Source organism: Pseudomonas sp. RIT-PI-q (assembly GCF_001297125.1).
In the GTDB taxonomy this organism is placed as follows: Bacteria; Pseudomonadota; Gammaproteobacteria; order Pseudomonadales; family Pseudomonadaceae; genus Aquipseudomonas.
Genome location: NZ_LHPC01000021.1, coordinates 94,583 through 114,483, shown reverse-complemented (window position 1 = coordinate 114,483; position 19,901 = coordinate 94,583). Strand labels below are relative to the sequence as shown.

At 59.9% G+C, this 19,901-nt stretch carries 14 protein-coding genes and 1 pseudogene; 9 read left to right on the top strand and 6 right to left on the bottom strand.

What is annotated here, in order from left to right; all coding sequences use genetic code 11:
- Positions 1-5: 5 nt before the first annotated feature.
- Both AEQ67_RS07290 and AEQ67_RS07285 read left to right on the top strand, forming a co-directional pair.
- On the top strand, positions 6-974 hold the full coding sequence (locus tag AEQ67_RS07290) for an ABC transporter ATP-binding protein (RefSeq protein WP_059403213.1): 969 nt from the start codon (positions 6-8) through the stop codon (positions 972-974).
- The gene (locus AEQ67_RS07285) at positions 974-1,954 is read left to right on the top strand and encodes a peptide ABC transporter ATP-binding protein (RefSeq protein WP_059403212.1); all 981 of its coding nucleotides are present in this window, start codon (positions 974-976) and stop codon (positions 1,952-1,954) included. The genes AEQ67_RS07290 and AEQ67_RS07285 overlap by 1 nt, the downstream gene beginning before the upstream one ends.
- Before the next feature lie 176 nt (positions 1,955-2,130).
- On the opposite strand, the gene AEQ67_RS07280 is transcribed toward AEQ67_RS07285, so the two are convergent.
- From AEQ67_RS07280 to AEQ67_RS07270, 3 genes are all read right to left on the bottom strand, one after another.
- A complete protein-coding gene (locus tag AEQ67_RS07280) occupies positions 2,131-2,385 on the bottom strand; it encodes a hypothetical protein (RefSeq protein ID WP_059403211.1) in 255 nt (84 codons plus the stop codon).
- A 156-nt stretch (positions 2,386-2,541) separates the two neighbouring features.
- Positions 2,542-3,780, bottom strand: coding sequence for an MFS transporter (locus AEQ67_RS07275; RefSeq protein WP_059403210.1), 1,239 nt, complete (start codon positions 3,778-3,780; stop codon positions 2,542-2,544).
- 347 nt (positions 3,781-4,127) lie between these two features.
- Complete coding sequence (locus AEQ67_RS07270; RefSeq protein ID WP_054049990.1) at positions 4,128-5,711, bottom strand: peptide chain release factor 3; 1,584 nt, start codon at positions 5,709-5,711, stop codon at positions 4,128-4,130.
- A gap of 457 nt (positions 5,712-6,168) precedes the next feature.
- Here AEQ67_RS07270 and AEQ67_RS07265 point away from each other — a divergent pair, with 457 nt between their 5' ends.
- The 5 genes from AEQ67_RS07265 (at position 6,169) to AEQ67_RS07245 (ending at position 11,258) form a co-directional block, all read left to right on the top strand.
- A complete protein-coding gene (locus AEQ67_RS07265) occupies positions 6,169-6,885 on the top strand; it encodes an ABC transporter permease (protein ID WP_059403209.1) in 717 nt (238 codons plus the stop codon).
- 20 nt (positions 6,886-6,905) lie between these two features.
- On the top strand, positions 6,906-7,799 hold the full coding sequence (locus tag AEQ67_RS07260; protein WP_059403208.1) for a glycine betaine ABC transporter substrate-binding protein: 894 nt from the start codon (positions 6,906-6,908) through the stop codon (positions 7,797-7,799).
- 12 nt (positions 7,800-7,811) lie between these two features.
- Positions 7,812-8,465 (top strand): ABC transporter permease, encoded by a 654-nt coding sequence (locus AEQ67_RS07255; RefSeq protein ID WP_007900392.1) that lies wholly within the window; start codon positions 7,812-7,814, stop codon positions 8,463-8,465.
- Positions 8,462-9,628, top strand: a complete 1,167-nt coding sequence (locus tag AEQ67_RS07250; RefSeq protein WP_059403207.1) for an osmoprotectant ABC transporter ATP-binding protein OsmV — start codon at positions 8,462-8,464, stop codon at positions 9,626-9,628. Before AEQ67_RS07255 ends, AEQ67_RS07250 begins: the two co-directional genes overlap by 4 nt.
- Before the next feature lie 466 nt (positions 9,629-10,094).
- Positions 10,095-11,258 carry a type III PLP-dependent enzyme gene (locus tag AEQ67_RS07245; RefSeq protein WP_059403206.1) on the top strand — a complete coding sequence of 388 codons (1,164 nt, stop codon included), beginning with the start codon at positions 10,095-10,097 and terminating at the stop codon, positions 11,256-11,258.
- 167 nt (positions 11,259-11,425) lie between these two features.
- On the opposite strand, the gene AEQ67_RS07240 is transcribed toward AEQ67_RS07245, so the two are convergent.
- Positions 11,426-12,193: a tetratricopeptide repeat protein gene (locus AEQ67_RS07240; protein WP_059403205.1), complete on the bottom strand. Its 768-nt coding sequence runs from the start codon at positions 12,191-12,193 to the stop codon at positions 11,426-11,428.
- On the bottom strand, positions 12,190-12,870 hold the full coding sequence (locus AEQ67_RS07235; RefSeq protein WP_059403204.1) for a Fe2+-dependent dioxygenase: 681 nt from the start codon (positions 12,868-12,870) through the stop codon (positions 12,190-12,192). The genes AEQ67_RS07240 and AEQ67_RS07235 overlap by 4 nt, the downstream gene beginning before the upstream one ends.
- Positions 12,871-13,077: 207 nt before the next feature.
- Between AEQ67_RS07235 and AEQ67_RS07230 the strand changes: the two genes are divergently transcribed.
- Together AEQ67_RS07230 and AEQ67_RS07225 are read left to right on the top strand one after the other, a co-directional pair.
- The gene (locus AEQ67_RS07230; protein ID WP_059403203.1) at positions 13,078-15,402 is read left to right on the top strand and encodes a TonB-dependent receptor; all 2,325 of its coding nucleotides are present in this window, start codon (positions 13,078-13,080) and stop codon (positions 15,400-15,402) included.
- 225 nt (positions 15,403-15,627) lie between these two features.
- Positions 15,628-18,156, top strand: coding sequence for a PepSY domain-containing protein (locus AEQ67_RS07225; RefSeq protein WP_059403202.1), 2,529 nt, complete (start codon positions 15,628-15,630; stop codon positions 18,154-18,156).
- An 80-nt stretch (positions 18,157-18,236) separates the two neighbouring features.
- Here the strand turns inward: AEQ67_RS07225 and AEQ67_RS07220 are convergent.
- Positions 18,237-19,777 (bottom strand): annotated as a pseudogene (locus tag AEQ67_RS07220) (alkaline phosphatase D family protein).
- Positions 19,778-19,901: the final 124 nt, after the last annotated feature.

The following is a 19,901-nucleotide window of genomic DNA, read 5'->3' as shown; positions in this document are numbered from 1 at the left end:
TTCAAATGTCACTGTTAGAAATCAAGAATCTCAACGTTCGCTTCGGCGACAAGAACGCCGTTCCGGTGGTCGACGGTCTCGACATCACCGTGGACAAGGGCGAAGTCCTGGCCATCGTTGGCGAATCGGGTTCCGGCAAGTCCGTGACCATGATGGCGCTGATGGGCCTGATCGAACATCCGGGGATCGTCACCGCCGACGCCCTGAATTTCGATGGCAAGAACATGCTCAAGCTGAGCAACCGTCAACGCCGGCAAATCGTCGGCAAAGACCTGGCCATGGTCTTCCAGGACCCGATGACCGCGCTGAACCCGAGCTACACCGTCGGTTTCCAGATCGAAGAAGTGCTGCGCCTGCACCTGAAAATGTCCAGCAAGCAAGCCCGCGCCCGCGCGATCGAGCTGCTGGAAAAAGTGGAAATCCCCGGCGCCGCCAGCCGTATGGACGCCTACCCGCACCAACTGTCCGGCGGTATGAGCCAGCGCGTTGCGATCGCCATGGCGATTGCCGGCGAACCGAAACTGCTGATCGCCGACGAACCGACCACGGCACTCGACGTAACGATTCAGGCGCAGATCATGGACCTGCTGCTGGCGTTGCAGAAAGAGCAGAACATGGGCCTGGTGCTGATCACCCACGACCTCGCGGTCGTGGCCGAAACCGCCCAGCGCGTGTGCGTGATGTACGCCGGCCAAGCGGTCGAAGTGGGTCAGGTGCCACAGCTGTTCGACATTCCGGCGCATCCGTACAGCGAAGCGCTGCTCAAGGCCATTCCGGAACACAGCCTGGGTGAATCGCGACTGGCCACGCTGCCGGGCATCGTTCCCGGTCGTTATGACCGTCCGCAAGGCTGCCTGCTGTCGCCACGCTGCCCGTATGTGAAGGAAAACTGCCGCACCCAACGTCCGGCGCTCGACCCGAAAAGCAACAGCCTCGCCCGCTGCTTCTACCCGCTGAATCAGGAGGTGGCGTAATGGCCGTCGTACTTACCGCCCGCGACCTGACCCGTCACTACGAAGTGTCCCGTGGCTTGTTCAAGGGCCATGCGACCGTGCGCGCCCTGAACGGCGTGTCGTTTGAACTGGAAGCCGGCAAGACCCTCGCTGTCGTCGGCGAATCGGGTTGCGGCAAGTCCACCCTGGCCCGTGCCCTGACGCTGATCGAAGAGCCGTCCTCCGGTTCCTTGAAAATCGCCGGGCAGGAAGTCACCGGCGCCAACAAGGCTGAACGCAAGCAACTGCGCAAAGACGTGCAGATGGTGTTCCAGAGCCCGTATGCGTCGTTGAACCCACGGCAAAAGGTCGGTGATCAGTTGGCCGAACCGCTGCTGATCAACACCAGCCTCAGCGCCGCCGAACGTCGCGAGAAAGTCCAGGCGATGATGAAGCAGGTGGGCTTGCGCCCTGAGCACTACCAGCGTTATCCGCACATGTTCTCCGGCGGTCAGCGCCAGCGGATCGCCCTGGCTCGCGCGATGATGCTGCAGCCGAAAGTGCTGGTGGCGGACGAACCGACTTCCGCACTGGACGTGTCGATTCAGGCGCAGGTGCTGAACCTGTTCATGGACCTGCAGCAAGAGTTCAACACCGCCTACGTGTTCATCTCCCACAACCTGGCGGTGGTGCGTCACGTCGCCGACCACGTGATGGTGATGTACCTCGGCAGACCCGTGGAAATGGGCCCGAAAGAGGACATCTACACCCGTCCCCTGCACCCGTACACCCAGGCGCTGTTGTCGGCGACTCCGACCATCCACCCGGATCCGGACAAACCGAAAATCAAGATCGTCGGCGAGTTGCCCAACCCGCTGAACCCGCCGTCCGGCTGCGCTTTCCACAAGCGCTGCCCGTACGCGACCGAGCGCTGCAGTACTGAAGAGCCGGCCCTGCGCCTGCTCGACAGCCGCCAGGTGGCTTGCCACTACGCCGAGCAATTCCTCGACGGCGCGGCATAAAAAACTGTAGGAGCGAGCTTGCTCGCGAAGGCGTCATTTCAGTCAACATCGCTGCCGACTGACAGACCGCTTTCGCGAGCAAGCCCGCTCCCACAGGGATAAGCGAACTGTTCATTAACCCCTTCTGCTTCGATTGCGCATCAATCGGGCAGAAGGGGTTTTCTTTTGTCCGTCATTTACGTCTGGCTGTCGCCTTCATCGTCGTCGCTGTCAGGCTCTTCGGTGGTCGAATCGTCATCGTCCTCGCTACCGCCCTGACCTTTGTCTCCAGGCTCGGATTCTGATTTAGCGATCATCATGCCACTGTGCGCCACCGGCCCACTCGAAGCCTGCTCTCCATGATCCTCGCACTCGGCCCACGCCGCCGACATACCAACGGACAGCATCACCAAAACCTTAAGCAACAGCACAATGCGTTGAAAAATGCTCATAGCCGATTCCATCCTTTCTTCAGTGAAGCATGGGGTGCGTGTCTGGCGCTGAGTGAAATCTAGTTCCGATTCACCCGGTTCTCCAGATAGGACGCTATCGAATGGACAGAATGCCGCAGACAGGGAGATTGGTTTTGCATAATGGCTATAACCAGATCAGCTAAGTGACGCGGGCTCGCCGTGCGCCGAGGAGAGAATCCGCTGCCGCTCCGATAAACGCGTCGCTCCATAAAACAGCGGGATGGACAACAGCGCCAAGGCCGCGCTGACAAGCCACACGCTGTGCCCACCGAAATGACCATACAACTGGCCGCCAAGCGCCGGCGAAATCAGTACGCTGGCACTCCAGCACATGAAAAACAGGCCAAAGTACTGCCCGCTTTTTCCGGCTTGCGCATGCTGCATGACCAGCACGTTCAGTGGCGGCATGAACAGCGCTTCGCCGAGCGACCAAATCACGGTCGACAGGCAGACGTACAACAAGCCGGAACCCAAAGGCAACATCCCGAGCCCGCCAGCCAACAACACACTGCCCGCCAGCAGTTGCCGGCGCATACCCCACTGCTCACTCCAGTGAGACAACGGAATTTGCAGCAACACCACCAGCACTGCATTGAGCGCAAATTGCCAGCCGATGGCTTCCGTACCCAGTCGATAGTATTCGAGCAAATAGTTGCCCAGCAGGCTGTAGACCGGGTCAAAGGCAATGCCGAGCAAGACAGAAGCCGCCAGTAGCCAAAGGAATGGTTTGTCTCGATACGGCACGCATAAGCCTGAAGCACTGTCAGGCCCTTCATCCGGCCGCAGAACCGGTCGACGAAATGTCACCCGGACAAACCAGGACAACGCCAACAGCGTCATGGCCGCACTGACAAAAAACACCCAGCGAAAATCAGTCTGCGCCAGAAACCCACCCATCACCCCGGCGCCCGCCATGCCCAGGTTCCTGGCAATACGGCTCAATGACTGCGCACGAGCCCGCTGTGCAAGCTGGCAATACTCCATGATCAACCGCTGATGAAGCGTACGAATCGCACCATCGAGTACACCGCTGAATAGCAGTAAGCCCGCCAGCAACGACACCTCAGTGACCAGCCCCAACAAGACCAGTACCCATGCCGAGACAAAAAACAACGCCGCGGTGAGCCGCGCCGTAGGGACATGATCACTCAGCAGTCCGCCAACCATCGACCCTATCAGCAACCCGGCCCCGTACCCGGATAACAACCAGCCCACGGTTTCAATCGTCAGCCCAAGTTCCTGACGCAGGTACAGCGCCATGAACAGCTTGACCATGGCGCTCAACCGATTGATGAAGAGTAACGCGGCCAGCATCCAGGCCATCGGACAGAAATAGCCGTCCAGTCGAATCAGGTGAGTGAGCCGACTAGTCATGCCAAAGGTTCCGGGGGCTCCTGCTCATGGAAAGTCGCTCCTTGCGAACTGTTCTCTGAACCCTAGACGTCGACGAGTTCGTTGTCGCGGGTAAAAGCCCCGATACCGGAAAACCAGAGTAAAGCTACGAAATCAGGGAAGAAGACCTACAGAAACGCCTGACACAGAGATCGGGTGCACCACACAACCTGTAGGAGCGAGCTTGCTCGCGATGGATGTCAGGACGCTGCGTTTCATCAGGCACTGCGCATTATCGTTGGCGTTTTTCGCGAGCGAGCTCGCTCCTACAGGCATAAAAAAAACCCCGCAGCTTTCGCAACGGGGTTTTCGGTATCGCCGATCAGCGCTTAGTGATGCTCACGCGTCGCACGGAATTTCACGTCTGGCCAGCGCTCTTCCATCAGCGCCAGGTTGACCCGGGTCGGGGCCAGGTAGGTCAGGTGACCGCCGCCGTCGATGGCGAGGTTTTCCACAGCCTTGACCTTGAACTCTTCAAGCTTCTTCTTATCGTCGCAATCGATCCAGCGCGCGGAATACACGGTGATGGGCTCGTAGGAGCATTCGACCTTGTATTCCTCTTTCAAGCGGCTGGCGACCACATCGAACTGCAGCACACCGACGGCGCCGAGGATGATGTCGTTGCTGCGCTCAGGGAAGAACACCTGGGTGGCGCCTTCTTCGGCCAGTTGCTGCAGGCCTTGACGCAGTTGCTTGGATTTCAGCGGGTCGCGCAGACGCACGCGGCGGAACAGTTCCGGGGCGAAGTGCGGGATACCGGTGAAACCGAGGACTTCACCTTCGGTGAAGGTGTCGCCGATCTGGATGGTGCCGTGATTGTGCAAGCCGATGATGTCGCCGGCAAACGCTTCTTCCAGTTGCTCACGCTCGGAGGAGAAGAAGGTCAGCGCATCGCCGATCCGCACGTCCTTGCCGGTGCGCACGTGGCGCATCTTCATGCCTTTTTCGTACTTGCCGGAGCAGATACGCATGAAGGCGATACGGTCGCGGTGTTTCGGGTCCATGTTCGCCTGGATCTTGAACACGAAGCCTGCAAATTTCTCTTCGACCGGTTCCACGGTGCGCTCGTTGGCGACACGGGCCAGCGGTTTCGGTGCCCAGTTGACCACGGCGTCGAGCACGTGATCGACACCGAAGTTGCCCAGCGCAGTACCGAAAAACACCGGGGTCAGTTGGCCGTCGAGGAATTCCTGTTGATTGAATTCGTGACAGGCGCCCTGCACCAGTTCCAGCTGATCGACAAACCGATCGTACTCGTCGCCCAAGTGCGCGCGGGCTTCATCGGAGTCGAGCTTCTCGATGATTTTCACATCGGTGCGCTCATGGCCGTGACCGGCGGTGTAGACGATGATGTAGTCGTCGGCGAGGTGGTAAACGCCCTTGAAGTCGCGGTAGCAACCAATCGGCCAGGTGATCGGCGCCGCCTTGATCTTCAGGACCGCTTCGATTTCGTCGAGCAGTTCGATCGGGTCGCGGATGTCACGGTCGAGTTTGTTGATGAAGCTGACGATCGGCGTGTCACGCAGACGGCAGACGTCCATCAGCGCGATGGTCCGTGGCTCTACACCCTTACCGCCGTCGAGAACCATCAATGCCGAGTCGACCGCTGTCAGGGTGCGGTAGGTATCTTCGGAGAAGTCTTCGTGGCCCGGGGTGTCGAGCAGGTTGATCATGTGGTCGCGATACGGGAACTGCATGACCGACGTGGTAATGGAAATACCCCGTTGTTTTTCCATTTCCATCCAGTCGGAGGTGGCATGGCGGTCGGATTTGCGAGACTTCACCGTGCCAGCAATCGCAATCGCCTTGCCCATCAGCAAGAGCTTCTCGGTGATGGTGGTTTTACCGGCATCGGGGTGGGAAATAATGGCGAAAGTGCGGCGTTTCGCGACTTCGGCGGCCTGTTTGGTCATGGGAAATCGCCTGGCAGGTGATTCAAAAAAGGGCGGCGAGTATAGCCCAAAACACGACCTCCGGACCACCGTTCGCCCACGGGCGATCGGGATGCGGGGTGGCTAAATGCTTTTAATTATGGAACCTTTTAAAAGGTGGAGGCGTCCACTCCCCTGTTACGGCTATGCGTCAGGGGCTGAAAAATCAGCAAGTTAGCCTGACGAGGCTGCGCTTATGGCTCGATACGCCGTACGCCTTCCCCTGTAGGAGCGAGCTCGCTCGCGATGGACGTCAACGATAACGCGTGTTGTCTGGATAGACGCGTTGCCTGGATGTTTATCGCGAGCAAGCTCGCTCCTACAAGGAAACGCACTCGGCCTGTAGAGCTGCTTCTCGCGAACGCTTAATACCCCGGCAGCCAGGAATGGCATTGCCACATGGGACTGCGTCCGCCGACTGAACAAAAGGAGTCCGCCTGTGGCTATTCGCTATGGCAAGGGGCTGATAGGAGGTGCGGTTGTCGTCGCTCTCCTGGCCCTGCTGGTCCACTGGATTGGCGTCAACACGATCGAACATTACCGCGACGATTTGTTGTTTTACCTGCAAGCTCATCTGATTCTCGTCCTTGTTTCCATGCTGGCCGCCCTCGTTGTGGGCATCCCCGCCGGTATCTTCCTCAGCCGCCCGACCATGGTGGACCGCGCTGAACGCTTCATGCAGATCTTCAACATCGGCAACACCGTGCCGCCACTCGCCGTACTGGCCATCGCCCTGGGGATCCTCGGCATCGGCAGCGGCCCCGCGATCTTCGCCCTGTTCCTCGCCTCGCTGTTGCCGATCGTGCGCAACACCTATGAAGGCCTGAAAAATGTGCAGGGTTCGCTCAAGGAAGCCGCCGTCGGCATCGGCATGACGCCGACGCAAGTGCTGTGGCGAGTCGAACTGCCAAACGCCGTGCCGATCATCATCGGTGGCGTACGCGTGGCCCTGGCGATCAACGTCGGCACCGCACCGTTGGCATTCCTGATCGGCGCCAACAGCCTGGGCAGCCTGATTTTCCCCGGCATCGCCCTGAACAATCAGCCGCAACTGCTGCTCGGCGCGGCGTGCACCGCCCTGCTGGCCTTGCTGCTCGATGGCCTGGTGACACTCGCCAGCCGCCTCTGGCTCGAACGCGGCTTGCGCCCGTCTTAAGCCTCGGCAAAGGAATAAACATGAAGAAAATTAGCTTATTAATGGGCTGCGTCCTGCTGTTCGCAGGGATGGCCCAAGCCGCTGAAAAACCCGTGATCCGCATCGGCGCCCGGGTGTTCACCGAACAAACTCTGCTGGCGGAAATCACCTCCCAATACCTGCGCACCAAGGGTTATGACACCCAGGTCACCGGCGGTCTGGGCAGCACCCTGGCCCGCAGCGCCCAAGAAAGTGGCCAGCTGGATTTGATGTGGGAATACACCGGCGTGTCGCTGGTGGCTTACAACCACATCACGGACAAGCTCGACAGCGCTCAGTCCTACGCCAAGGTGAAAGAAGTCGACGCGAAAAAAGGCCTGGTCTGGCTCACGCCGTCGAAGTTCAGCAACACCTACGCCCTGGCCCTGCCGGAAAAAACCGCGCAGGCCTATCCGCAGATCAACACCATCAGCGAGCTGAACACGGTGATGCAGGCTGAGGCTAAGACCAACCACCTCGTCGCGCTGGACACCGAGTTCGCCAACCGCTCCGACGGCCTGGAGGGCATGGTCGATCTGTACGGCATGAACCTGACCCGCAAGAACACCCGGCAGATGGACGCCGGGCTGGTCTACACCGCCCTGCGTAACGGCCAGGTGTTTGCCGGCCTGGTCTACACCACCGACGGTCGCTTGAACGCCTTCAAGCTCAAGTTGCTCGAAGATGACAAGCATTACTTCCCGGATTACACCGCAGCACCGGTAGTGCGTCAGGTCTACCTCGACGCGCACCCGAAACTCGCGGAAGAAATCAAACCGCTGGCCGAGTTGTTCGATGACGAAACCATGCGCGCGCTGAACGCACGGGTCGATGTCGATCACGAAAGCCCTTCATCCGTTGCCGCCGATTTCCTGCGCCAGCACCCCATCAACTGAGGAGGAAAAGTTATGGAATTCTTGAACGCCTTTTCCCATCTCGATTGGCCGCAGGTTTTGCACCTGACCTGGCAGCACATCACCCTGGTCGGCATCGCCGTGACCCTGGCGATTCTGGTCGGCGTGCCGCTGGGCATCCTGATGACGCGCTTCCCGACACTGGCCGGCCCACTGCAAGCCAGCGCCACGGTGCTGCTGACCGTGCCGTCGATTGCGCTGTTCGGCCTGCTGCTGCCGTTCTACTCCAAATTCGGCCAGGGCCTGGGACCGATGCCGGCGATCACCGCCGTGTTTCTGTACTCGCTGCTGCCGATCATGCGTAACACCTACCTGGCGCTGACTGGCGTCGAACCGGGCATTCGCGAAGCCGCTCGCGGCATCGGCATGACCTTCGGCCAGCGCCTGCGCATGGTTGAACTGCCGATTGCGGTGCCGGTGATCCTCGCCGGTGTGCGCACCGCCGTGGTCATGAACATTGGTGTCATGACCATCGCCGCGACCATCGGCGCCGGCGGCCTCGGTGTACTTATTCTCGCTTCAATCAGCCGCAGCGACATGTCGATGCTGATCGTCGGCGCCGTGCTGGTCAGTCTCCTGGCCATCTTCGCCGACCTGCTTCTGCAATGGCTGCAACGCACGCTGACTCCAAAAGGACTCCTGAAATGATCGAACTTCAAAACCTCAGCAAGACCTTCCAAAGCAACGGCAAAGATGTGAAAGCCGTGGACTCGGTAAGCCTGACCGTCAATGAAGGCGAAATTTGCGTGTTCCTCGGGCCATCGGGCTGCGGCAAAAGCACCACGCTGAAGATGATTAACCGCCTGATCAAGCCGACCTCGGGCAAGATCCTGATCAACGGCGAAGACACCACCGACCTCGACGCGGTGACCCTGCGTCGCAACATCGGTTATGTGATCCAGCAGATCGGTCTGTTCCCGAATATGACCATCGAGGAAAACATCACCATCGTTCCGCGCCTGCTGGGCTGGGACAAACAGAAATGCCACGACCGCGCCCGCGAGTTGATGAGCATGATCAAGCTTGAGCCCAAGCAATACCTGAATCGCTACCCGCGTGAACTGTCCGGTGGCCAGCAACAGCGGATCGGCGTGATTCGCGCGTTGGCGGCGGATGCACCGCTGTTGTTGATGGATGAACCGTTCGGTGCGGTCGACCCGATCAACCGCGAGATGATCCAGAACGAGTTCTTCGAGATGCAACGCGCGCTGAACAAGACCGTGATCATGGTCAGCCACGACATCGACGAAGCGATCAAGCTTGGCGACAAGATTGCGATCTTCCGCGCCGGCAAGCTGCTGCAGATCGATCACCCGGACACCCTGCTGGCGCACCCGGCGGACGATTTTGTCAGCAATTTCGTCGGCCAGGACAGCACCCTCAAGCGCTTGTTGCTGGTAAAAGCCGAAGACGCGGCGGACAACGCGCCGTCGGTGAGCCCGGAAACGCCTGTGGCCGAGGCCCTGGAATTGATGGACGAACTGGACCGTCGTTATGTGGTGGTCACGGACAGTGAGAACAAGGCGCTGGGTTATGTGCGCCGTCGCGACCTGCACCGTCAGACCGGGACCTGCGCGCAATACCTGCGCGAGTTCAACGCCACGGCGGCGTTCGACGAGCATTTGCGCATCCTGCTGTCGCGCATGTACGAGTTCAACCGTTCGTGGTTGCCGGTGATGGACGCGGAACGGGTGTTCCTCGGCGAAGTGACCCAGGAATCGATTGCCGAGTACCTGAGCTCCGGCAAATCCCGTGGCGGCAAGACCAGCATTGTTTCGCCTGCTGAGGCTGCCGAGGCTGCTGTCGCCTGATCTGACGCCATCGCGGGCAAGCCCGCTCCCACAGAGGTTACTGTCGTACACAAATTTCGTGTACACCAAGAATCCTGTGGGAGCGGGCTTGCCCGCGATTGGGGCAGCACAAATTCCGGCTCAATCCCCGCAATTCGCCCTTCTACGGGAACATCACACTGTCATGCAGGTCGGTTACATCAGTAGATGTCCGGGACCGCACGACGGATGCGTGCAAAAACGCGACATTTTTTGTTGATCTCAAGCCCCTCACGCCCTAAAGTTCGCGCCGAACGTCCATGCTGGAAACGATCCATCCGGCTCAAGTACTGACGACGAGACAGCAAGGCCAAGGGAAAGCACCGCTTCCCATGGCCTTTTTGCTTTCGGCGACATGCCTTGGGAAGTAGGCGAACCAAAGTGGGGATACGGAGGACGTTCATTTGCACCCATTGTTAATTTCAGTTTGCCAGTAGGAGTTCCCAGCATGTCGATCAACGTCGAAGACTATTTCGCGCGCGATACCTTCAACAAAATGAAGGCGTTCGCCGACAAACAAGAAACCCCGTTCGTGGTCATCGACACCGCGATGATCAGCCAGGCCTATGACGACCTGCGCGCCGGTTTCGATTTCGCCAAGGTCTACTACGCCGTCAAGGCCAACCCGGCCGTCGAAATCATCGACCTGCTCAAAGAGAAAGGCTCGAACTTCGACATCGCCTCGATCTACGAGCTCGACAAAGTGATGAACCAGGGCGTTGGCCCGGATCGCATCAGCTACGGCAACACCATCAAGAAATCCAAGGACATCCGCTACTTCTACGAGAAGGGCGTGCGTCTGTATGCCACCGACTCCGAAGCCGACCTGCGCAACATCGCCAAGGCTGCACCGGGTTCGAAAGTCTACGTGCGCATCCTCACCGAAGGCTCGACCACGGCTGACTGGCCGTTGTCACGCAAATTCGGCTGCCAGACCGACATGGCCATGGACCTGCTGATCCTCGCTCGCGACCTGGGCCTGGTGCCTTACGGCATCTCGTTCCACGTTGGCTCGCAACAGCGCGACATCAGCGTCTGGGACGCGGCGATTGCCAAGGTCAAAGTGATCTTCGAACGCCTGAAAGAAGAAGACGGCATCCACCTGAAGCTGATCAACATGGGCGGCGGCTTCCCGGCCAACTACATCACCCGCACCAACAGCCTGGAAACCTACGCTGAAGAAATCATCCGTTTCCTCAAGGAAGACTTCGGCGACGAGCTGCCGGAAATCATCCTGGAACCGGGCCGTTCGCTGATCGCCAACGCTGGCATCCTGGTCAGTGAAGTGGTGTTGGTCGCGCGTAAATCCCGTACCGCGGTAGAGCGATGGGTGTACACGGATGTGGGCAAGTTCTCCGGCCTGATCGAAACCATGGACGAAGCCATCAAGTTCCCGATCTGGACCGAGAAGAAAGGCGAGATGGAAGAAGTGGTCATCGCCGGCCCGACCTGCGACAGCGCCGACATCATGTACGAAAACTACAAGTACGGCCTGCCGCTGAACCTGGCGATCGGTGATCGTTTGTACTGGTTGTCGACCGGTGCCTACACCACCAGCTACAGCGCCGTTGAATTCAATGGCTTCCCGCCGCTGAAATCGTTCTACGTGTAAGCGCTACACGCGCAAAACAAAAAGCCCATGACCTGTCATGGGCTTTTTTACACCTAAAATCCACCACTCCCCCTGTAGGAGCTGTCGAGTGCAACGAGGCTGCGATCTTTTGACTTTGTTTTTAAAGCGAGATCAAAAGATCGCAGCCTCGTTGCACTCGACAGCTCCTACGGGGGGGTGGATTCCTGTGTCAGGTCGGCGTGGCGCCGGGCATAATCGGAGGCCAGGGCGCGAATCTGTGGATTCGGCGCATTCAGCAGCGCTTTGCTCGCCACCCGCAGAAAATTCAGATTGCCGCCGGCCAGTGCCTTGCGCAACCAGTCCAGCGCCTCATCGATATGCCCTTCATCCGCCAGCACCGCGGCATAACTGAACTGCCCACGAAAATCCCCGCCCACCGCCGAACGTCGATACCAGTCACGTGCAGCCTGCGGATCAGCCGGGCATACGCGCCCTTCTTCCAGATAACGCCCCAGCAGGTTCATCGACTTTGCATGGCCCAGGTCAGCAGCGCGGCGATAAAGATTCAGCGCTTGCGCCTGATCCTCAATCACCCCGCGTCCGGTCGCCAGCAGGTTGGCGTAGTTGTACATCGCCCAATCCAGCCCGGCCTCGGCCGCCTGACGGTAATGCCTGGCGGCAACCGAGGCGTTGGCGTTGCAGCCCCAACCGTGCTCATGACAACGACCGAGCATGTTGCGCGCCATCAGGTGTCCACCGTTGGCGGCGATTTCGAACCAGCGCGCGGCCAGCGGCTGATCCTGCGCGATGCCCTGCCCGTCCAGCAGAATCTGCCCAAGCAAGGCCTGGGCATCGAGCACACCTTCGCGGGCCGCGAGCAGAATCGCCTGGGCCGCTCGGGCGGGGCTTTCATCGAGCATGGCTTTGAGCCGATCACCGTCGAGCACTTCTTCGCGGCGCAGTTGGAAACTCATACCTCGACCCAACGCCGCAACAGGTTGTGATACGTGCCAGTCAGACGAATCAGCGAAGGATGGTCGGGCATGTCCTGGGTCAGCTGTTGAATCGCCCCGTCCATCTCGAACAGCAACGCACGCTGGCTGTCTTCACGGACCAGGCTTTGGGTCCAGAAGAACGAGGCATACCGCGTGCCGCGAGTCACGGCGTTGACCTTGTGCAGGCTGGTTCCCGGATACAGGACCATGTCGCCGGCCGGCAGCTTCACGCGTTGGGTGCCGAAGGTGTCCTGGATTTCCAGTTCGCCACCGTCGTAGTCCTGCGGCTCGCTGAAAAACAGCGTCGCCGACAAATCGGTACGGACCCGCTCGATGCTGCCCTTGGGCTGACGCACGGCGTTGTCGATGTGAAAGTCGAAACTGCCGCCGGCCGTGTAACAGTTCAGCAACGGAGGGAAGACCTTGTGCGGTAACGCGGCTGACATGAACAACGGATTTCCCCACAACCGCTCAAGCATCGCCGCGCCGATTTCCTTCGCCAGCGGATGGCCCTCGGGCAGTTGCAGATTGTGCTTGGCTTTGGCCGACTGATAACCGGCGGTAATTTTGCCGTCGGCCCAATCGGCCTGTTCCAGAGCCTCGCGAATGCGCTGCACTTGTTCTTTCGCGAACACGCCGGGAATGTGCAGCAGCATGGGGATGACACCTGAAGACAAAGAGGCGCCAATGGTATTGATTCTTATTGCCCGTGTAAAACCCCAGAGACGAATGAAACAGCAAAAACCGTAAGGGTAAATTGTAAAGAATGTAAATTCAGTGCAAATAGTAAAGTTTCGCAATTGATACAAATACCTGTTTACCCTATATTCCGCGGCCTCAAATCCTTGGGGAGGGGAATAAAAATGTCACGCCAACAACCACAACTACCGGTCAGTTCACCGCGTTTACTCGCTTCTGCAATTGGCGTGGCGATCACTGCCAGCTCCGCGGGCCACATGGTTTTCGCAGCTGAAAAAACCGACGAAAAAGCACCGGGCAACACCATTTCCCTGGGCGCTACCGCGATCACTGGTGAAGCTCAGGACTCGACTTCCTACAACGTCGAAAAAGCCTCCTCACCCAAGTACACCGCGCCGCTGGTGGACACACCGCGCTCAATCACCGTCATTCCGCAACAAGTGCTCAAGGACACCGGCGCCCTGAACATGCAGGACGCGCTGCGCACCGTTCCCGGCATCACCTTTGGTGCCGGAGAAGGCGGCAACCCGCAAGGCGACCGTCCCTTCATTCGCGGCTTCGATGCCCAGGGCGATACGTACCTGGACGGCGTGCGCGATACCGGCTCGCAGAGCCGTGAAATCTTCGCCGTAGAATCGATCGAAGTCAGCAAAGGCCCGAACTCGGCTATCGGCGGCCGTGGTGCGGCGGGCGGCAGCATCAACCTGGTGAGCAAAAAGGCTCACTTGGGTGACTCGCTTGATGGCGGCTTCACCTGGGGCTCCGACCAGACCCAGCGCTACACCTTCGACGGCAACTACCAGTTCACTGACACCGCCGCAGGCCGTCTTAACCTGATGAGCCACGAAAGCAACGTCGCCGGCCGTGACAGCGTCGATTACGACCGTTGGGGCATCGCGCCGTCGCTGGCCTTCGGCCTGGGCACCGACACCCGGGTCAACCTCGACTACTACCATCTGGAAAGCAACGACACGCCTGATTCGGGCATTCCTTACTCGATCCCGGTCGCAGGCTCGACTGCTCGCACCAAGTCCAACCCGGACAAGCCTGACGACGGCGGCGACAGCAGCAACTTCTATGGTCTCGACGGCCGCGACTTCCGCAAGACTCGCGTCGACACCGCGACCTTCGCCATCGAGCACGACCTGAACGACGCGCTGACCGTCAAGAACACCCTGCGCCACGGCACCAGCATGCAGGATTACATCCTGACCCAGCCGGACGACAGCAAGGGCAACGTCAACAATGGCAGCGTCTGGCGTCGGGCCAACACTCGCGTGAGCAACACCGAGACGACAACGAACCAGACCGACCTGTTTGGTGATTTCTACATCGCCGGGTTCAAGAACAGCTTCGCCACTGGCGTCGAGTTCAGCCACGAAGAAAGCAAAAAATCTTCGTACAGCGTCAACACCGACACCACCCCAGGCACAGCGGCTGTAACGACCAACTGCAACCCTGCATTGATCGGTGCACCCAGCGGCTTCAACTGCACCTCGTTGTCCAACCCGACCCCGAGCGATCCATGGAACGGTGCAATTTCGCGTAACTACGCCGGCACCACCACCAAGGCCGACACGTACGCGCTGTATGTGTTCGACACCCTGGAGCTGTCCGAGCAGTGGCTGGTGAACATGGGCCTGCGCTACGACCATTTTGACACCGAGTACAAAACCTACACGGCAGCAGGCAACACCACGTCCAAGGGCGACGACACCAGCGAGTTCGTCACCGGTCAGTTCGGCGTAGTCTACAAGCCCGCGGAAAACGGCAGCATCTATGCCTCCTATGCGACGTCCGCCACGCCGCCAGGCTCCAGCCTCGGCGAAGGTCAGGATGGCAACCCGCTGGGCGGCACCCCAGATCGCAACGGCAACCTGCTGGGCAGCGACATGGAGCCGGAAACCACCAAGAACTACGAAATCGGCACCAAGTGGGATCTGCTCAACGATCGTCTGTCGCTGACGGCGGACATCTTCCGCACCGAGAAAGACAACGCTCGGGTGCAAACCAACACCACCACGTACGAAAACGTCGGCAAAACCCGCGTTCAAGGTTTCGAGCTGTCGGCCACCGGCAAGCTCACCGACAAATGGCAGGTGTTCGCCGGTTATGCCTACATGGACAGCGAGCAAGTGGATGGCGGCGATTTGCCGGCCAACAAAGCCAACGATGGCAACGAACTGCCGAACACACCGAAGAACAGTGCCAGCCTGTGGACGACTTACCAAGTCACGCCAAAGCTGACCATCGGCGGCGGCGCGTTCTATGTTGACGACGTGTTCGGTAGCGCAGCCAACACCACCATGGTTGATTCCTACGTTCGCTACGATGCAATGGCCGCCTACAAGCTGAGCAAAAACGTGGATCTGCAATTGAACGTGCAGAACCTGACCGACGAAACCTACTACGACAAGGCCTTCTCGACTCACTTCGCCAACCAGGCGGCGGGCCGCACTGCTTTGCTGAGCACCAACTTCCACTTCTAACCACCGCTGTAGGAGCGAGCTCGCTCGCGAAAAACTCAAGAACGACGCGGGGTCAGGTTTACCGCGTCATCGTTGACGACCTTCGCGAGCAAGCTCGCTCCTACAGAATTGAGCCCCGTTCATCTACATGAACGGGGCTTTTGTGCGTAAGAAAGAATGTTTCTCGACAACCCACGGCATAATGCGCGCCGTGATGACTATTTTTGAACGAACAAGGCGAGCGACGTGTTGAAGAAAACCCTGTTCCAGCTGCACTGGTTTTTCGGCATCAGCGCCGGGCTGGTCCTGGCCCTGATGGGCATCACCGGGGCGACGGTGTCGTTTGAGGATGAGATCCTGGCGGCTTTGAACCCTTCAGTGCTGCAGGTCGAAAAACAGGTCGCCGGCGTGCTGCCGCCAGTCGAACTGGTGGAGAAAATCGAAGGCGCCTCGGGCAAGAAAGTCGCAATGATCTGGGTCGAGACCGACAGCGGCAACGCTGCGCGAGTGTCCTTTACCCCGCCACCGGGTGAACGCCGTGGCGAGATGCGCTACTTCAACCCGTACACCGCCGAATTCATGGGCCATGCCGTCGGCGAAGACTTCTTCGGCTTCATGTTGCAACTGCACCGCTTCCTCGCCATGGGCGATACCGGTCGGCAAATCACCGGTGCCTGCACGCTGATTCTGGTGTTCTTTTGCCTGTCCGGCCTGTACCTGCGCTGGCCGCGCCAGTGGAACAGCTGGCGTGCCTGGCTGACCCTCGACTGGAAGAAAAAGGGCCGCAGCTTCAACTGGGATTTGCACTCGGTGGCCGGCACCTGGTGCCTGGTGTTTTACCTCCTCGCGGCGCTGACCGGATTGTCCTGGTCCTATGAGTGGTACAACAAAGGCCTGACCCGACTGCTTTCCGATGCGCCGCAAAACGAACGCGTTCGCGGTGGCCGTGGCCCTGCGCCGAGTGGTCCGGCGCCCACCGCCGATTACGCGGCGATGTGGAGCAGCATCTACAGCGCTGCCGGCCCGAACCTGTCCGCCTACAACATCCGTATGCCGCCCGTGGCCGGGCAACCGGCGACCGTGTTCTACCTGCTGAACACCTCGCCGCATGATCGCGCGTTGAACCAGATCAGCCTCGACCCGGCAACCGGCGTGGTCAAGCGGGTTGACCGTTACAGCGACAAGAGCTTCAAGGCGCAACTGCTGACCAGTATTTATGCGCTGCACGTCGGCAGCTATTTCGGCATCGTCGGGCGGATCATCCTGACGGTCAGTGCACTGACCATGCCGCTGTTTTTTGTCACCGGTTGGTTGCTGTACCTCGACCGTCGCCGCAAGAAAAAGCAGATCAAGGACGCGCGCAAAGGCCTCGTGCAACCGGGCAGCGATGCACCGGCCTGGTTGATCGGTTTCGCCAGCCAGAGCGGGTTCGCCGAGCAACTGGCGTGGCAGACCGCCGGCCAATTGCAGGCGGCCGGCCTGCCGGTGAAGGTTTCGCCGCTGGCGAATGTCAGCGAACAGGATTTGCGTGACTCCGACCATGCGCTGTTCGTGGTCAGCACCTTCGGTGACGGTGAAGCGCCGGACAGCGCCCGGAGTTTTGAACGCAAAGTGCTGGGCCGGGCCTTGAGCCTGGAGAGCCTCAACTATGCCGTGCTCGGACTCGGTGATCGGCAATATCAACACTTCTGCGGCTTCGCCCGACGCTTGCATGGCTGGCTCGGTGAACACGGCGGCAAGACGCTGTTCGCCCCGGTGGAAGTCGACAGCGGCGACCCTTACGCCTTGCGTCACTGGCAGCAGCAACTCGGTCTGCTGACCGGACAGGCGCCCGTGGACACCTGGCAAGCGCCGAGCTATGACAACTGGACGCTGACTCGCCGTGAGTTGCTCAACCCTGACAGCAGTGCTTCGGGGGTTTACCTTTTGGGCCTGACCGCCCCGACCACCAGCAGTTGGCTGGCCGGTGATCTGGTGGAAGTGTTGCCGCGCAATTGCCCGTGGGCCATCGAGCATTTCCTCGATGGCCTGGGGATTGATGGCCGGGCCACGGTTGAGCTCGACGGCCTGTCGCAATCGCTGGAGCAAGCCCTGGCCACTCGGCAACTGCCGGAGAACAGAACGCATCTGGTCGGTCTGCATGCCCAGGCACTGGTAAGTGCGTTGGTGCCGTTGGCCATGCGCGAATACTCCATCGCCTCGATCGCCGCCGACGGCGTGCTCGAATTGATCGTGCGTCAGGAACTGCATCCCGACGGCAGTCTCGGCATCGGCTCCGGTTGGTTGACCGAACATGCCCCGGTGGGCAGCACCATCAGCCTGCGCGTACGACGCAACAGCGGTTTCCATCTGCCGAGCGAACCGGTGCCGATGATCCTGCTGGGCAACGGCACGGGGCTGGCCGGGCTGCGCAGCTTGCTCAAGGCGCGGATTGCCGACGGCCAGCAACGGCATTGGCTGTTGTTCGGCGAGCGCCATCGCGAGCACGACTACCTGTGCCGCGACGAGCTGGAAGACTGGTTGATTTCAGGTGATCTGGAGCGCCTCGACCTCGCGTTCTCGCGGGATCAGGCCGAGAAAATCTACGTGCAGGATCGCCTGCGCGAATCGGCGGACGTGTTGAAGCAATGGCTGGCGGACGGCGCCGTGATCTACATCTGCGGCAGCTTGCAAGGGATGGCTTCCGGCGTGGACCACGTGCTCAACGAAATCCTCGGCATCCCAGAGGTCGACCGCCTGATCGAACAGGGCCGCTACCGCCGCGACGTCTACTGACCCACCTTGACCTGTAGGAGCCGGCTTGCTGGCGAAGGCGATTTCAAAACCGCCATCGCCAGCAAGCCGGCTCCAACAGGTCAAGCGGGTTGCAATCGCTGCTCAAACACCGCCACCCCATCGAGATCGCGCAACACCACACTCATCTCCCCTGTCTGCCCATCGATATTCACCTCGCCAAAAAACTGAAACCCGGCAAACGGTGACGCGTTCTGCGCCGGTGGAGCCTTTTCAAACCCCCCCCCAGGGCCAAAGGTTTTCCCCAGCTGCGCAGCCCCGAACCCCCCCGCATCAAGGGCCCCGCCACAAACTCCCAAAACGGCTCGAAATCCTGGAACGCTGCACGGTCCGGGTGGTAATGATGCGCCGCGCAGTAATGCACATCCGCCGTCAGGAACACGAAATTGCGCACCTGTTGTGCCCGCAGAAAACCGAGTAACTCGGCGATTTCCAGTTCACGGCCCTGAGCCGATCCCGGGTCGCCGTTCGCCACGGCTTCCCAACGTGTCACACCGGGGCTCACTTCACCGTCGGGTACACCGAGGCCGATGGGCATGTCGGCGGCGATGACTTTCCATTGCGCATTGGAGGCTTTCAACGAAGCTTTCAGCCAGTCCAGTTGTTCACGACCGAGGAAGGGTTTCACGGCGCCGAGGTTGTCGTCATTGGCTCCGCGATAACTGCGCAGGTCGAGGACAAACACATCAAGCAACGGCCCATAGCTGAGCTGGCGATAAATCCGCCCGCCGCCATCGGCGCTTTGCAAACGCATCGGTGCGTATTCGAGCCAGGCCTGGCGCCCGTGGCCGACCAGGCTGTGGATATCTTTGCTCTTGTAGCGCAGATCCAATTGCTTGCCAGGGGACCAGTTGTTCACCACTTCGTGGTCGTCCCACTGCCAGATCTGTGGCACTTCGGCGTTGAAGCGACGGATGTTTTCGTCCATCAGGTTGTAGCGGTAATTGCCACGATACTCGTCGAGGGTTTCGGCGACTTTGCTCTTGGCTTCGCTGGTGATATTGCGCCACACGCGGCCACTTTCGGTGGGCAGTTGCGCCGGCACCGGGCCGTCGGCGTAGATGGTGTCGCCGCTGTGGATAAAGAAGTCTGGCAGGCGCAAGCGCATGGCTTCGTAGATGCGCATGCCGCCGATGTCCGGGTTGATGCCGAAGCCCTGGCCGACGGTGTCACCGCTCCAGACAAAACGAATATCGCGACGGGTTTGCGGCACGCTGCGCAAGTGACCGAACCAGGGCTCGCTGGCGACACCGGTCTGGGCGTCTTCGAACTGCACACGGTAGAAAATCGCCTGGTCGGCGGGCAGGCCGGTGAGCTCGACCCGAGCGGTAAAATCGGTGCGGGCATCGGCCAGAGGCGAGACGAATCGCCGGGGATTGGTGAACAGGCTGCGAGTGTCCCATTCCACCACCATCCGCGCCGGACGGTCGCTGCGGCTCCAGACCATCGCGCGGTCGCCGAGCAGGTCGCCAGACTGCACGCCATCGGTGAGTTGCGGCCGATCCTTGACCGAGGCAATCACCGCCGGCGCCCAACCGGGCAACAACAGCCCGGCGCCAACGGCTTGCATGACACGACGGCGACCGAGGTCGAATTCGCTCATGGTGTTCTCCCTGAAAAGGAAAAACTAAAGCATGTACACATGAAACCGACATGACACTCCCCTTGTAGGAGCGAGGCTTGCCCGCGAAGGCTGCTTAACATTCAACAAAGATGCTGACTGTCAG

Excerpts from the sequence above, each read along its gene's own strand:
- AEQ67_RS07260 (WP_059403208.1), top strand. The coding sequence starts at position 6,906 with ATGAAGAAAATTAGCTTATTAATGGGCTGCGTCCTGCTGTTCGCAGGG.
- AEQ67_RS07280 (WP_059403211.1), bottom strand. The coding sequence starts at position 2,385 with ATGAGCATTTTTCAACGCATTGTGCTGTTGCTTAAGGTTTTGGTGATG.
- AEQ67_RS07270 (WP_054049990.1), bottom strand. The coding sequence starts at position 5,711 with ATGACCAAACAGGCCGCCGAAGTCGCGAAACGCCGCACTTTCGCCATT.
- AEQ67_RS07230 (WP_059403203.1), top strand. The coding sequence starts at position 13,078 with ATGTCACGCCAACAACCACAACTACCGGTCAGTTCACCGCGTTTACTC.
- AEQ67_RS07245 (WP_059403206.1), top strand. The coding sequence starts at position 10,095 with ATGTCGATCAACGTCGAAGACTATTTCGCGCGCGATACCTTCAACAAA.
- AEQ67_RS07235 (WP_059403204.1), bottom strand. The coding sequence starts at position 12,870 with ATGCTGCTGCACATTCCCGGCGTGTTCGCGAAAGAACAAGTGCAGCGC.
- AEQ67_RS07290 (WP_059403213.1), top strand. The coding sequence starts at position 6 with ATGTCACTGTTAGAAATCAAGAATCTCAACGTTCGCTTCGGCGACAAG.
- AEQ67_RS07255 (WP_007900392.1), top strand. The coding sequence starts at position 7,812 with ATGGAATTCTTGAACGCCTTTTCCCATCTCGATTGGCCGCAGGTTTTG.
- AEQ67_RS07240 (WP_059403205.1), bottom strand. The coding sequence starts at position 12,193 with ATGAGTTTCCAACTGCGCCGCGAAGAAGTGCTCGACGGTGATCGGCTC.
- AEQ67_RS07275 (WP_059403210.1), bottom strand. The coding sequence starts at position 3,780 with ATGACTAGTCGGCTCACTCACCTGATTCGACTGGACGGCTATTTCTGT.
- AEQ67_RS07250 (WP_059403207.1), top strand. The coding sequence starts at position 8,462 with ATGATCGAACTTCAAAACCTCAGCAAGACCTTCCAAAGCAACGGCAAA.
- AEQ67_RS07285 (WP_059403212.1), top strand. The coding sequence starts at position 974 with ATGGCCGTCGTACTTACCGCCCGCGACCTGACCCGTCACTACGAAGTG.